The organism is Mesorhizobium sp. M0621 (assembly GCF_040320745.1).
Lineage (GTDB): Bacteria > Pseudomonadota > Alphaproteobacteria > Rhizobiales > Rhizobiaceae > Mesorhizobium.
The window spans coordinates 1-14,304 of record NZ_JAMYQF010000032.1; the positions used below are offsets into that span (position 1 = coordinate 1).

13 protein-coding genes are annotated in these 14,304 nt (G+C 63.7%); 10 read left to right on the forward strand and 3 right to left on the reverse strand.

The window, feature by feature from the left end:
• The coding region (locus NKI38_RS20805) for a hypothetical protein (RefSeq protein ID WP_352660091.1) at positions 1–195 on the forward strand (195 nt) is incomplete at its 5' end.
• Between the two features lie 31 nt (positions 196–226).
• Here NKI38_RS20805 and dgoD read toward each other — a convergent pair.
• Both dgoD and NKI38_RS20815 read right to left on the reverse strand, forming a co-directional pair.
• A complete protein-coding gene (gene dgoD, locus NKI38_RS20810) occupies positions 227–1,375 on the reverse strand; it encodes a galactonate dehydratase (RefSeq protein ID WP_352660093.1) in 1,149 nt (382 codons plus the stop codon).
• A gap of 6 nt (positions 1,376–1,381) precedes the next feature.
• Positions 1,382–2,122 carry a FadR/GntR family transcriptional regulator gene (locus tag NKI38_RS20815; protein ID WP_352660095.1) on the reverse strand — a complete coding sequence of 247 codons (741 nt, stop codon included), beginning with the start codon at positions 2,120–2,122 and terminating at the stop codon, positions 1,382–1,384.
• Positions 2,123–2,322: 200 nt separating this feature from the next.
• Here NKI38_RS20815 and NKI38_RS20820 point away from each other — a divergent pair, with 200 nt between their 5' ends.
• The 6 genes from NKI38_RS20820 (at position 2,323) to NKI38_RS20845 (ending at position 9,295) form a co-directional block, all read left to right on the forward strand.
• The gene (locus NKI38_RS20820) at positions 2,323–3,315 is read left to right on the forward strand and encodes an arabinose ABC transporter substrate-binding protein (RefSeq protein ID WP_352660097.1); all 993 of its coding nucleotides are present in this window, start codon (positions 2,323–2,325) and stop codon (positions 3,313–3,315) included.
• Positions 3,316–3,386: 71 nt separating this feature from the next.
• Positions 3,387–4,898, forward strand: a complete 1,512-nt coding sequence (araG, locus tag NKI38_RS20825) for an L-arabinose ABC transporter ATP-binding protein AraG (RefSeq protein ID WP_352660099.1) — start codon at positions 3,387–3,389, stop codon at positions 4,896–4,898.
• Positions 4,899–4,909: 11 nt separating this feature from the next.
• Complete coding sequence (gene araH, locus NKI38_RS20830; protein WP_352628206.1) at positions 4,910–5,860, forward strand: L-arabinose ABC transporter permease AraH; 951 nt, start codon at positions 4,910–4,912, stop codon at positions 5,858–5,860.
• A 15-nt stretch (positions 5,861–5,875) separates the two neighbouring features.
• The gene (locus NKI38_RS20835) at positions 5,876–6,655 is read left to right on the forward strand and encodes an SDR family oxidoreductase (protein WP_352660101.1); all 780 of its coding nucleotides are present in this window, start codon (positions 5,876–5,878) and stop codon (positions 6,653–6,655) included.
• Positions 6,656–6,669: 14 nt separating this feature from the next.
• Positions 6,670–8,382 carry an L-arabinonate dehydratase gene (gene araD, locus NKI38_RS20840; protein WP_352660103.1) on the forward strand — a complete coding sequence of 571 codons (1,713 nt, stop codon included), beginning with the start codon at positions 6,670–6,672 and terminating at the stop codon, positions 8,380–8,382.
• A 7-nt stretch (positions 8,383–8,389) separates the two neighbouring features.
• Positions 8,390–9,295 carry a dihydrodipicolinate synthase family protein gene (locus NKI38_RS20845; RefSeq protein ID WP_352660105.1) on the forward strand — a complete coding sequence of 302 codons (906 nt, stop codon included), beginning with the start codon at positions 8,390–8,392 and terminating at the stop codon, positions 9,293–9,295.
• A 59-nt stretch (positions 9,296–9,354) separates the two neighbouring features.
• Here NKI38_RS20845 and NKI38_RS20850 read toward each other — a convergent pair whose 3' ends face one another.
• On the reverse strand, positions 9,355–10,029 hold the full coding sequence (locus NKI38_RS20850) for a GntR family transcriptional regulator (protein ID WP_352660107.1): 675 nt from the start codon (positions 10,027–10,029) through the stop codon (positions 9,355–9,357).
• Positions 10,030–10,355: 326 nt separating this feature from the next.
• Between NKI38_RS20850 and ssuD the strand changes: the two genes are divergently transcribed.
• From ssuD to sfnG, 3 genes are all read left to right on the forward strand, one after another.
• Positions 10,356–11,528 carry an FMNH2-dependent alkanesulfonate monooxygenase gene (ssuD, locus tag NKI38_RS20855; protein ID WP_352660108.1) on the forward strand — a complete coding sequence of 391 codons (1,173 nt, stop codon included), beginning with the start codon at positions 10,356–10,358 and terminating at the stop codon, positions 11,526–11,528.
• Positions 11,525–12,979: an FAD/NAD(P)-binding protein gene (locus NKI38_RS20860; RefSeq protein ID WP_352660110.1), complete on the forward strand. Its 1,455-nt coding sequence runs from the start codon at positions 11,525–11,527 to the stop codon at positions 12,977–12,979. Before ssuD ends, NKI38_RS20860 begins: the two co-directional genes overlap by 4 nt.
• Before the next feature lie 163 nt (positions 12,980–13,142).
• Positions 13,143–14,246 carry a dimethylsulfone monooxygenase SfnG gene (gene sfnG / locus NKI38_RS20865; RefSeq protein ID WP_352660112.1) on the forward strand — a complete coding sequence of 368 codons (1,104 nt, stop codon included), beginning with the start codon at positions 13,143–13,145 and terminating at the stop codon, positions 14,244–14,246.
• Positions 14,247–14,304: the final 58 nt, after the last annotated feature.

Genomic DNA, 14,304 nt, shown 5'->3' on the forward strand with positions numbered 1-14,304 from the left:
CCTCAAGGTTCGACGAAAACTCGCCAATCTCAACGCCGATTATCTCGAAAATCTCATCCGTCAAAAATCAACGTTAACCTGAAGCGATTCCCCTGCGCCACTGACGAACGCTCTTCGTCGGCGGAACAAACGATCGGCTTCCCTGGTGAAGGCCAAGCGCTGACTGCCACCAGCCGGTTTTCCGTCATTTTCTAAGTGCGCTTCCGAGAACTGGAAGCCGGCCCCGTCACCACTCGGCGAAGGAGCCGTCCCTGTGGCGCCAGATCGGATTGCGCCAGCGATGGCCTTCCTTGGCGCGTTCCCTGACATAGTCCTCATCGATCTCGACACCGAGGCCCGGGCCGTCGGGAATGGCGACATAGCCATCCTCGTAGCGGAAGACATCCTTGTTGGCGGCGTAGTCGAGCAGGTCGTTGGCGGCGTTGTAGTGGATGCCGAGACTCTGTTCCTGGATGAAGCAATTGTAGCTGACAGCGTCGAGCTGCAGGCATGCGGCAAGCGCGATCGGCCCGAGCGGGCAGTGCGGCGCCACCGCCACGTCATAGGCTTCCGCCATCGCCGCGATCTTGCGGCATTCGGTGATGCCGCCCGCATGCGACAAATCGGGCTGGATGATGTCGACGACGCCTTCCTCGAACACCGACTTGAAGTCCCAGCGGCTGTAGAGCCGCTCGCCGAGCGCGATCGGCGTCGAGCCGAGGGCTGCGATCTCCTTCAGCGCCTCGCGGTTTTCGCTGAGCACCGGCTCCTCGATGAACATCAGCCTGTACGGCTCAAGCTCCTTGACCAGGGCGCGCGCCATCGGCCGATGCACGCGGCCATGAAAGTCGACGGCAATGCCGATGTTGGGTCCGACGGCCTCGCGCACCATGGCGACCCGCTCGACCGCCGCATCGATCTTGTCATGGCTGTCGACGATCTGCAGTTCCTCGGTGCCGTTCATCTTGAGCGCCAGGAAGCCGCGCGCCACCATTTCGCTGGCACCCGCCACGACCTCCGCCGGCCGGTCGCCGCCGATCCAGGAATAGACCTTGATCGTGTCGCGCAATTTGCCGCCGAGCAGTTCATGCACGGGCACGCCAAGCGCCTTGCCCTTGATGTCCCACAGCGCCTGGTCAATGCCGGCAATGGCGCTCATCAGGATCGGCCCGCCACGGTAGAAGCCGCCGCGATGCATCACCGTCCAGTGATCCTCGATCAGACGGGGGTCCTTGCCGATGAGGTAGTCACCCAGCTCCTTGACCGCCGCCTCGACGGTCAGCGCCCTGCCTTCGACGACCGGCTCACCCCAGCCGGTGACGCCGGCATCGGTTTCGATCTTCAGGAACAGCCAGCGCGGCGGAACGATGTAGGTGGTGAGCGAGATGATTTTCATGCTGTCTCAGTTGCTCTTGAGTTTCTTGGCGCTGACTAGGTCGCGCGCCGCGAGATCGAGAATCTTGTTTGCCGCCCCACGTGCCGCCTCGGCGTCACGCATGCGCAGCGCCTCGACCACCTCGCGGTGCGCCGCAACCGCTTCCATGCGCCGGTCGAGCGAAATCACCGCCGTCGCCTCCAGCGAGAATTTCAGTCCGGTGTCGATCAGATTGCCGATCTGGCGAAAGATCGGGTTGTGGCTCGCCGCATAGACGATCTGGTGGAAGGCGATGTCGCTGCGCGAGAAAGCAGCGAGATCCTCGCCGGCGCCGGCCATGCCGCGCCATGCCGCTTCGAGGTCTGCGATCTCCTGCAGCGTCGCGCGCGTGGCGGCCAATTCGGCGACCAGCGGTTCGATGGCCCGGCGTGTCTCGAGAATGGCGTCGAACAGCTTGTCGTCCAGCGCATGCGGTGCGTGCCAGGCCAGCACCTGCGGGTCGATGATGTTCCAGTCGTCCTCGTTGCAGACGATGGTGCCGATCCGCGGCCGCGACAATACCAGCCCCTTGGCGGCCAACACCTTCAAGGCTTCGCGGATGACGGTGCGGCTGACGCCATATTCGACGCCGAGTTCATTTTCGGTCGGCAGGGAAGATCCCGCCGGATAGCGCCCCGAAAATATGTCCGAGGCCATCGCCTTGGTCACATCAGGCATGACGCGGGGGCGGCGGGTATCGCCCGGTGCCTTTTTCAAAATCTCGGTCACCTCAGGCCTCCTCCAAGGCGGCGAACCCGCTGGTTCGCACAACCGATCCGGCCTTAACGGATGCGGATCAATTGCGCCAGCAATCGCTGGTCAGAGCATGTACATTAATTATCATACCAGATCAATTGACGAGTATGATAAAAGCGATTAGAGACTCCGGCATCCGGGCTGAGCGCCCGGCCTATCGCTGGGAGGAAATCATGCGACTTCTAAAGACCGCGCTCGTCGCGGGCGCGCTTGCCGTGCTGTCCGTCACGACCATCGCTTCTGCCTATGCTCAGGACACCAAGATCGGTTTCATCGTCAAACAGCCCGAGGAACCGTGGTTCCAGGACGAATGGAAATTCGCCGACCAGGCCGCCAAGGAAAAGGGTTTTACCCTGGTCAAGATCGGCGCCGAGGACGGTGAGAAGCTGATGTCGGCGATCGACAATCTCGGCGCCCAGGGCGCCCAGGGCTTCATCGTCTGCACGCCCGACGTGAAACTCGGCCCCGGCATCGTCGCCAAGGCCGCCGCCAACAATCTCAAGCTGATGACCGTCGACGACCGTCTGGTCGGCGCCGACGGCAAGGCGCTCGAAGACGTGCCGCATATGGGCATCTCGGCAACCAAGATCGGCGAGGCCGTCGGCCAGGCGATCGTCGACGAGATGAAGGCGCGTGGTTGGAAGGCCGACGAGGTCGGCGCCATCCGCGTCTCCTACGACCAACTGCCGACCGCGGTCGATCGCGTCGAAGGCGCCATCTCGGTGCTCAAGGCGAATGGCTTCAAGGCCGAGAACATTTTTGACGCGCCGCAGGCCAAGACCGACACGGAAGCTGCCCTCAATGCCGCGACGGTCGTGCTCAACGCCCATGCCGGCATCAAGAAGTGGGTTTCCTTCGGCCTCAACGACGAGGCCGTGCTTGGCGCCGTGCGCGCCTCGGAAAGCGTTGGCATTCCGGCGGACGGCATGATCGGTGTCGGCATCGGCGGCGCGGATTCGGCGATCAACGACTTCAAGAAGCCGACCGCCACCGGCTTCGTCGGCACCGTGATCATCTCGCCGAAGCGCCATGGCTACGAGACGGCCCTCAACATGTATGACTGGGTTGCCAACAACAAGGAACCGGAGAAGCTGATCCTGACCTCCGGTGCGCTCGCCAAGCGCGACGACTACCAGAAGGTCCGCCAGGGCCTCGGCATCGAATAATCCTCCCTGTACAAACAGGCGACGGCTCATCCCGCCGCCTGTTTCTCATGACACAGAAGGATCCATCGCCCGTGTCCTTTCTCGACTTCTCGCACATCACCAAGACCTATCCGGGCGTCAAGGCGCTGTCGGACGTCTCGTTCGGCGTCGACAAGGGCGCCGTGCACGGCCTGATGGGCGAGAACGGCGCCGGCAAATCCACCCTGATCAAGATCCTGTCCGGCGACCAGCATGCCGATGAGGGCGAGATACGCATCGACGGCAAGGTCCAGGCCTATGCCTCGACCCGGGATGCCTTCGACAATGGCGTCATCGTCATTCACCAGGAACTACAGCTCGTTCCTGAACTCACCGTTGCCGAAAATCTCAGCCTCGGCCGTTTTCCCGCCAGCGTCGGCATCATCGCCGGCCGCCGGATGCTGGACGACGTCGGCGCCAAGCTGAAGTCGGCCGGCATCGACATCGACATGCGCCGCAAGGTCAAGACGCTGTCGATCGGCGAACGCCAGATGGTCGAGATCGCCAAGGCGATCATGCTCGATGCGCGCGTCATCGCGCTCGACGAACCGACCTCGTCGCTGTCCTCGCGTGAAAGCGAAATCCTGTTTGCCCTGATCGACCGCCTGCGCGGCGAAGGCAAGGTCATCATCTATGTCTCGCACCGGCTGGATGAGGTGTTCCGGCTCTGCGACAGCCTGACCGTGTTGCGCGACGGCAAGCTCGCGGAACACCATGCTTCGCTGAAAGATGTCACCCGCGATCAGGTCGTTGCTGAAATGGTTGGTCGCGAAATCTCGGACATCTGGGGGTTTCGTCCACGCAAGTCAGGTGATGTCCGCCTGAAGGTCGAGGCTCTCTCTGGCGCCAAATTGAAGACGCCGGCCAGCTTTCAGGCCCGCGCCGGGGAGATTGTCGGTTTCTTCGGCCTGATCGGCGCCGGGCGCTCGGAACTGATGCGGCTGGTCTTCGGTGCCGATCCGCGTTCAGGCGGCACCATCACCGTCGACGGCAAGATGGTGCATGCAACCGACCCGCACGGGTCGATCCGGGCAGGCATCGTGCTGTGCTCGGAAGACCGCAAGCACGATGGCATCATCCAGGGCCGTTCGATCGAGGAGAACATCAACATCTCGTCGCGGCGCCATCACACACGCTTCGGCATGCTGAACCGCGCCAGCGAGATCGCCACCGCCGAAACCTTCATCAAGAAGCTCAAGGTGCGCACGCCGTCGCGCAAGCAGGACATCATCAACCTCTCCGGCGGCAACCAGCAGAAGGTCATCCTTGGCCGTTGGCTGTCGGAGCAGGGCGTGCGGGTTCTCATCGTCGACGAGCCGACGCGCGGCATCGATGTCGGCGCCAAATCGGAAATCTACGAATTGCTCTACCAGCTTGCCGAGGACGGCCTGGCGATCGTCGTCGTCTCGTCCGAACTGCCGGAGGTGATGGGCATCTGCGATCGCATCCTGGTGATGTGCGGCGGGCGCGTCAGTGCCGAACTCACCCGCGACCAGTTCGCCGAAAAGGCGATCCTGGCCGCCGCTCTCCCCGATCAGAAAACCCCCGACGCGATCGCATCCTGAGGACTTTTGGCATGACCGACCAGTTGAAAAAAATCCTGCTCGGCGAACAGGGCCTTGTCGTCATTTTCGTCGTCGCTTTTGCCCTCGTGTCGCTGCTGGTGCCGAACTTCCTCACCGACCGCAATATGCTCGGCCTGCTGCAGTCGGTAGTCACCGTCGGCATCGTCGCCTGCACCATGATGTTCTGCCTTGCCGCGCGCGACTTCGACCTGTCGGTCGGCTCGATCGTTGCCTTTGCCGGCATGGTAGCCGTCATGGCATCGAACTATACCGGCTCGATCCTGCTCGGCCTCCTGGCGGCAATCGCCTGCGGTGGTTTCGTCGGCTTCATCAACGGCATCGTCATCGCCAAGTTTCGCATCAACGCGCTGATCACGACGCTGGCCACCATGCAGATCGTGCGTGGCCTGGCGCTGATCGCGTCCGACGGCCGAGCTGTAGGCATCAACAGCCCGGATTTCTACCAGCTGGCGCTGTCGAAACTGCTCGGCATACCGACGCCGGTCTGGGTGCTCGCCATCCTGTTTTGCATCTTCGGCTTCGTCCTCAACCGCACCGTCTTCGGCAAGAACACGCTGGCCATCGGCGGCAATCCCGAAGCCTCGCGCCTTGCTGGTGTCAATGTCGACCGGACGCGCATCTGGATCTTCGCGCTGCAGGGCGTCGTCTGCGGCATTGCCGGCATCCTGCTGGCGTCGCGCATCACCTCCGGCCAGCCCAACGCCGCGGTCGGCTTGGAACTCTCGGTCATCTCGGCCTGCGTGCTCGGCGGCGTCTCGCTTGCGGGCGGCCGCGCCACCATGTCGGGCGTCATCGTCGGCGTATTGATCATGGGTATCGCCGAGAATGCCATGAACCTGCTCAACATCCCGGCCTTCTACCAATACATCGTGCGCGGCGTGATCCTGCTGCTGGCGGTGTTGCTCGACAATCTGCGTTCGTCGGCATTGGGTCGGCGTTGAGCTGGAGGGACAAAAATGGCTGAGCGTCTGTCAGGCAAACGCATCTTCCTGACCGGTGCCGCGCAAGGCATCGGGCTGGCGATAGCCGAGGCCTGCCTTGCCGAAGGCGCAAGGCTATTCCTGGTCGACCGCGACGAAGCGTTGCTGGACGAGACCGTCGCTGGTCTTGCCGCATCGCAAGGCCATGTCGGGCATGCCTCGGCAGACATAAGCGACGGCGCCGCGATTGCCGCTGCCGTTCAACGGGCGAACGCCGAGATAGGCCCCGTCAACGCGCTGATCAACAATGCCGGGGTCAATGTGTTCTCGACGCCGCTCGATACCAGCGAGGAGGAATGGAACCGCAATTTCGACGTCAACGTCAAGGGTGCCTGGAATTGCAGCAAGGCGGTGCTGCCGGGCATGATCGCAACCGGCGGCGGCGCCATCCTCAACGTCGCCTCGACGCACAGCTTCACCATCATCCCGCACACATTCCCCTATCCCGTCGCCAAGCATGCACTGCTCGGCCTGACCAAATCGCTGGCGCTCGAATATGCGGCGCAAGGCGTGCGGGTGAACGCGCTGGCGCCCGGCTATGTCGAGACGCAGAAGGCCATCGACTACTGGAACAGCTTTCCTGATCCGGCGGCGGCGCGCGCCAACACCATGGCGCTGCATCCCGGCGGCCGCATCGCCACGGCGCGCGAGATCGCGCTGGCCGCGGTGTTCATGATTTCCGACGAGTGCCCGTTCATGAACGCGGCCACGCTCGTCGTCGATGGCGGGCTGAGCCAGCTCCAGCATCCCGCCTGAATTCCGGGAAAACCATGACCAAGAGACGATCGCAGCACTGGTTCGGCGGCCAAGGCAAGGATGCCTTCATCCACCGCAGCTGGATGAAGAATAACGGCCTGCCCGACGATGCCTTCGACGGCCGCCCGGTGATCGGCATCTGCAACACATTTTCAGAGTTCACGCCCTGCCACATCCATTTCCGTGGCCTGATCGAGCACATCAAGGCGGGTGTGCTGGAGGCCGGCGGCCTGCCGCTCGAATTCCCGGTCTTTTCCTGCGGTGAATCCAATCTGCGGCCGACCGCGATGCTGTTCCGCAACCTGGCCTCGATGGATGTCGAGGAAGCGATCCGGGGCAATCCGATGGATGGCGTCGTGCTGATGGCCGGCTGCGACAAGACCACGCCGTCGCTGGTCATGGGCGCGGCCTCCTGCGACCTGCCGTCGATCGTCATTTCCGGCGGACCGATGCTCAATGGCCGCTTCCAGGGCCGCGAGATTGGCTCCGGCACCGATGTGTGGAAATTCTCCGAGGATGTCCGCGCCGGTGTGATGAGCGAGCAGGATTTCGCCAATGCAGAGAGCGCCATGTCGCGTTCGCCCGGCCATTGCATGACCATGGGCACGGCCTCGACCATGGCCTCGATGGTCGAGGCGCTCGGCTTGGCGCTGCCCGGCAACGCCGCCTATCCCGCCGTCGACGCGCGCCGCAGCCGCATTGCCCGCATGACGGGGCGGCGCATCGTCGAGATGGTCAACGAGGATTTGCGCCCGTCGGCCATCCTCAAGAAGGCGGCCTTCGCCAACGCCATCCGCGTCAATGGTGCCATCGGCGGCTCCACCAACGCGGTCGTGCATCTGCTGGCGATCGCCGGCCGCGTCGGCACCGAGCTGACGCTGGACGATTGGGACAGATATGGCCGCGATGTGCCGACCATCCTCGACCTGATGCCATCGGGCCGCTTCCTGATGGAGGATTTCTGCTACGCCGGCGGCATTCCGGCGGTCATGAAGGAGATCGGCGATCTGCTCGATCTGGACGTGCTGACGGTCACCGGTAAGACCGTGCGCGACAACATCGCGGATGCTCAAAACTACAATCCCGAGGTGATCCGCCCGCGCGACAAGGCGCTCACTCCCAATGGCGGAATTGCGGTGCTGCGCGGCAATCTGGCGCCCGACGGCGCCATCATCAAACCATCAGCCGCCTCACCACAGTTGATGAAGCATCGCGGCCGTGCCGTCGTCTTCGAGGACATCGACGACTACAAGGCGCGCGTCGATGATCTCTCACTCGACATCGATGAGGGCTCTATCATGGTGCTGAAGAATTGCGGCCCCAAGGGCTATCCGGGCATGGCCGAGGTCGGCAACATGGCCCTGCCTCGCAAGCTGTTGAAGCAAGGCGTCCGCGACATGATCCGCATATCCGATGCCCGCATGTCCGGCACCGCCTTCGGCACCGTCGTTCTGCATGCGGCACCCGAAGCCGCCATCGGCGGCCCGCTGGCGCTGGTCATGAGCGGCGACTTCATCGAGCTTGATGTCGAAGCAAGGAAATTGCATCTCGACGTGTCGGAACAGCAGCTGGCGCGGCGGCGCACGTCCTGGGTGGCGCCGGAGCCGGCGATGCGCGGCGGCTATCAAGGCCTTTACGTCGACCATGTCCTGCAGGCGGACCGTGGCGCCGATCTCGATTTCCTTGTGGGAAGCCGTGGCCACGCCATTCCACGCGAAAGCCATTGAGGTCTGCGTGACAAAATTCAAACCCGATGATTTCCACGGCATTCACGGCATTCTCTACGCGCTCTTTGATGAGAACGAACGGCTTGACCGCGCGGCGATGCGCAGGCAGGTCGAGATTTGCTTGACGAGCGGCGCCCACGGTATGGCGGCGCTTGGCTTGGCGACGGAAGTCGCCAAGCTGACAGAGGCCGAGCGCCGGACGATCATGGACTGGACGGCGGAAGATACCGCCGGCAAGGTGCCGCTCGCCTTCACCATCTTCGGCTCTTCCGTGGCCGAGCAAATCGCGCAAGTTCGTCATGCCGAAAGCATCAGGGCGGACTGGGTGATCCTGCAGCCGCCGCCGGTCGGGTCCTATGGGGCGCTGGAGTATATCCGCTTCTTCGGTCGTGTCGCCGAGGCGACTGATCTGCCGGTGGCAATCCAGAATGCTCCGGCCTTTTTCGGACGCGGCCTGACATCTGACGAAATCCGCGAACTCGTCACGCTTCATCCCAACATAAGGCTGATCAAGGGCGAGGGCCCGGTCACCGACATCGCCGGCCTGATCGAGCGCACCGAAGGCCGGATCCCCGTTTTCAACGGGCGCGGCGGCCTGGAGCTGATCGATAATTTCCGCATCGGTTGCCGCGGCATGATCCTGGCGCCGGATTGCATCGATCCTGCCGTGCGGGCCTATGAGGCTTTCCGCACCGGAGACGAAGCAACGGCCGAGGCCGAGTACGCAAAAATGCTGCCGGCAGCGGTCTTCGTCATGCAGGGCATCGAAAACCTGATCTGCTACGGCAAGCGGCTGTTTGGCGCCCGCGCCGGCATCCCGATTCACGACCGGGCTCCGGCGATGCGGCCAAGCGAGGTCGGCCTGGCGATGGTGGCTCGCTTTGCCGCTGGCCTCGGCCGGTTGCCAGGCTGAACGGCAATTCCCGCTAAGGTCATCCGCCCGCCTAGCCATGGCGGCGGGCCCTGGCGGCTTCAGCCGAGAAGGTCGGCCGCGACTTCCAGTGTGTTACGCAACGACGTCTCGAGATGGCGTTCCATCGCTTGCGCGGCGCCCTCGGCGTCGTGATGGTTCAAAGCCTCGAAGATGGCCTCATGCTGCTCGATCGTCTGTTCGCCATAGCCGGGCTTCGGGATGACGAGATGGCGGCCGCGATCCATCTGCGCCTTGGAGATGTCGACGGCTCTCCAGATCATCGGCAGGCCGCAGATTTCGGCGATGGTCCGGTGAAAGACGTCGTCGAGCTGTATCGCGGTGGCATATCTGCCCCGCAATATGGCTAGCCGGTGCGCCGCCATATTGTCTTCCAGCAATTCGCCGGCTGCCGGTGAGAATTTGGCGGCCGCGCGCCTGGTGCTTTCCATCTCCAGGGCCCGGCGGATGACGTAGGCTTCTTCCAGGTCGGCCCGCCTGATCGGGGCGACATAGGTGCCGGTCTGCGCCAGGATGTTGACCAGACCCTCGTCACTGATGCGCTTGACTGCCTCGCGCACCGGGGTACGCGAAACACCGAGCGCTTCCGCGATGGCCACCTCGTTGATCACTTCCCCGGGCCTCATCTGTCCGACGACGATAAGGTTGCGAATCTGGTGATAGATCTGATCGCGGAGCGGAACAGCCCGATTGAGAGTCGAAGGATCCAGGTCCATGGGAAATCCGTGGCTTAGGTCGCCGGAAATGGTCAGATTAGAATGAAAATCAGAAAGTCCCTAATGCGAGGGGCGGATTCGGCCTGCAATTCGCACCCGCACAAAGCGTGACAGCCAGTGAGTCGGGTTCGGGCGGATGGAGAGAATTTCTAATCCCGTCAACGGAATTGGAATAAACTAACTCTACAGAATTTGTGGAATAAGCAATCTGCACTGGCGATCTGGTTTCCACCCGGACAGGACCACGCCATGCCCACTCTTTTGCGCTCGCCCTCAACCAAAGCAGGGATATCCGGCCGACTCCGCCAGCACACGGGAGGCAGGCGATGACCCGCGACATTCCAGAACGAATCAAGGTGCTCTGGTTCCTGCCGACGCATGGCGACAGCCGTTATCTCGGCACGACGGAAGGCGGCAGGGCCGTCGATCTGCCCTATCTGACGCAAGTGGCGAAGGCCGCCGACACGCTGGGGTACTACGGCGTGCTGTTGCCGACAGGACGGGCATGCGAGGATTCCTGGGTGATCGCATCGGCATTGGTGCCGCTGACCGAGCGCTTGCGCTTCCTCGTCGCCGTGCGGCCCGGCCTGCAGTCGCCGACGCTGGCGGCACGCATGACGGCGACGCTGGATCGCATCTCCAACGGGCGCCTGCTGATCAACGTGGTCACGGGCGGCGATCCGCTGGAGAACAAGGGCGACGGCATCTTCCTGTCGCACGCCGAGCGCTACGAGGTGACGCAGGAGTTCCTGCAGATCTACAAGCGGGTGCTGAGCGGCGAGACGGTCGAGCACGAGGGCAAGCATTTCCGCATCGAGGATGGAAGGCTGCTGTTTCCACCGGTGCAGACGCCCTATCCGCCGCTCTATTTCGGCGGCTCGTCCGACGCCGGATCCGTGGTGGCGGCGCAGGAGATCGACAAATATCTGACCTGGGGAGAGCCGCCCGCCGATGTCGAGCGCAAGCTGGATGGCGTGCGCGAACTGGCCGAGAAGGCCGGCCGCAAACTCTCCTTCGGCATTCGCCTGCATGTCATCGCCCGCGAAACTACGGAGGAAGCCTGGGCCGCCGCCGACAGGCTGATCAGCCGGCTCGACGACGCGACGATCGCCTCGGCGCAAAAAGTCTTTGCCCGCATGGATTCGGTCGGCCAGGCGCGGATGAGCGCGCTTCATGGCGGCAATCGCGCCAAGCTCGAGATCGCGCCCAACCTCTGGGCCGGTGTCGGCCTGGTGCGTGGCGGCGCCGGGACAGCGCTTGTCGGCAACCCCGACACGATCGCCGAGCGCATCGACGAATACCGGCGCCTCGGCATCGACACCTTCATCCTGTCCGGCTATCCGCATCTCGAAGAAGCCTATCGCTTCGGCGAGTTGGTGCTGCCGAAATTGCCGACCGATCATCCGGTCAAATCAGCCGCCTCGTCCGTCAACACCGGCCCGTTCGGCGAGACCATCGCCGGCGACCACCGGCCGAAGTCGCTCGCCAGCGCCTCGTGAACGCGCTCCCTCCCGCCCGTCGGGTGCGCGTCGCCATTGTCGGCGGCGGCTTTTCCGGCGCGGCGGTAGCTTGGCATCTGGCGCAAATGCATCGGCAGGAGCGCATTTCCATTTCCGTGATCGAGCCGCGCTCTTTCGTGGGCGGCGGCCTGGCCTATTCCAGCGAGGAGCCGTCGTACCGGGTCAATGTCCCGGCTGTCAGGATGAGCATGGCTCCCGACGACCCGCAGCACTTTGCGCGCTGGTTGACCGGCAGCGGAGAACTCGAGCGCGACACGGACGCCATCTGGAAGAATGGCGATGCCTATCCGCGCCGGCGCGTGTTCGGCCGCTACGTCGCCGAACATCTGGCGCCGCATCTCGGCTCAGGCACGGTCCGCCATGTCGAAGGTCCGGCCACGCGTGTGACGCGTGAGGCTGATGGCGCGGGCTGGACCGTGCACACACCCAATGCGCGGGTCGCCGCCGACATCATCGTTCTGGCCGCGACGCACCCGCAGCCCGCGATTCCAGCCGCGCTAATCCACCTGTCGGAAGCGCCGGGTTTCATCGCCGATCCCTACGCCGCGTCAGCGCTTGCCGGGATCGGGCCTGAGGCGTCGGTGCTGATCGTCGGCTCCGGGCTGACCTCGGCCGACATGGTCGCCGAACTTGATCGTCGTGGCCACCGCGGCCGCATCCTGACGCTGTCGCGCCGCGGGCTGCGCTCGCGTAGCCACCCGGACGTCAGGGGCGAGCCCTTCGGCGATTTTGCATCCACGCCGGCCACAACGGCGCTCCGGTTGCTCGAAAACATCCGCGCGACGCTGGCAGCGGCACATGCGGCCAATGTCAACTGGCAGTCGGTCTTCGATCAGTTGCGCCTGCAGGGTCCTGCGCTGTGGTCGGCACTTGCGCCGCCGGAGCGGGCAAGGCTGGTCCGCCGGCTGCGCGTTTTCTGGGACGTGCATCGCTTCAGGATCGCTCCGCAGGTCGCCTCCGTGCTCGACCGCCGTCATGCGGCCGGCACGTTCGACACCATTGCTGCCAGGCTTGTCGCGTCGAACGATGAAGACGGCAGCCTGGCAGTCAGCTTTCAGCGGCGTGGGCAGACGCGGATCGAGACGGCGCGCTTCGATGCCGTCATCAACACCACGGGTCCGGCCCATGGGCAGGCACTGCAGCTGAACCCGGCGCTAAACTCGCTGGCGGAAGCCGGGCTGATCAGAACGGACCAATACGGGCTGGGCATCGAGACCAGTCTCGACAGCCGCGCCGTCGGCGGGGACGGCAGCGCAGTCACGACACTCTTCGTCGCCGGGCCGCTGGCGCGAGGGACTTTCGGCGAACTCATGGGCCTGCCTGAGGTCGCCCGCCATGCCCAGACGGTCGCGGCCGAGATTGCCAAGCTACGGGAAACGCTGCCGTCGGCCGAGGGCGCCGATGCCGCGCAGGCTCCGGTTATGATCTGACACCGGCAAGCCGGGTTGGCTGGGCAAAATTGGTATTTCCGTCCCAAGAGGGCCTCAAAAACGGAAAATCCTTCTTTGTATATATATTCTATAAACATAATAAATATTGGGAAGCCGGCGCGACCGGAGCGATCAACGACACGGCCTGAATGGGAGACAGTTCATGGCACACGCAGAAGCCGACCCGATCAAATTCGCCTACTGGGTGCCGAATGTTTCAGGCGGCCTGGTTATTTCCAATATCGAGCAACGCACCAACCATTCGGCCGAATACAACCGCAAGCTGGCGCAGATCGCCGAGAAGTCCGGCTTCGACTATGCGCTGAGCCAGATCCGTTTCACCGCCGGCTACGGCGCCGACGAACAGCATGAATCGGTGGCCTTCAGCCATGATCTGCTGGCGGCCACCACGACGCTCAAGGTCATCGCCGCGATCCTGCCAGGACCGTGGAATCCGGCGCTGGCGGCCAAGCAGATCTCAACCATCAGCTACCTGACCAATGGCCGCGTCGCGATCAACCTCGTCTCCGGATGGTTCCGCGGCGAGTTCCACGCCATCGGCGAGCACTGGCTCGACCACGACGAGCGCTACCGCCGTTCGGAGGAATTCATCCGGGCGTTGCGCGGAATATGGACTGAGGACAGCTTCACCTTCCGTGGCGATTTCTACCGTTTCAACGAATATTCGCTCAAACCGAAGCCGCCGCATCCGCTGCCCGAAATCTTCCAGGGCGGCTCGTCGCGCGCCGCGCGCGACATGGCATCGCGCGTCTCGGACTGGTACTTCACCAACGGCAACACGCCGGCCGAAATCGCCAAACAGGTGGACGATATCCAGGCCAAGGCGAAGGCCAACAACCATTCCGTCAAGGTCGGTGTCAATGCCTTTGCCGTCGTCCGCGAGACCGAGGATGAGGCCAGGGCGGTGCTCGGCGAGATTGTCGCCAAGGCCAACCCCGAGGCGGTCAACGCTTTTGGCCACGAGGTCAAGAACGCCGGCAAGGCTTCGCCGGAAGGCGAGGGCAATTGGGCGAAATCCTCCCTCGACGATCTGGTTCAGTACAATGACGGCTTCCGCTCGAACCTCATCGGCACGCCCCGGCAGGTCGCCGAGCGCATCGTCGACCTGAAGCGCGCCGGCGCCGATCTCATCCTGCTCGGCTTCCTGCACTTCCAGGAAGAGGTCGAGTATTTCGGCAAGCATGTCATCCCGCTCGTCCGCGAACTGGAAAACGCCGAGGCGGCAGCATCGCTGGCGGCGGAGTAGTCACCCCATAGGCTGGCCGGACAGGCTCCGGCCAGCACACGAATGGAGCTTGCCCGGT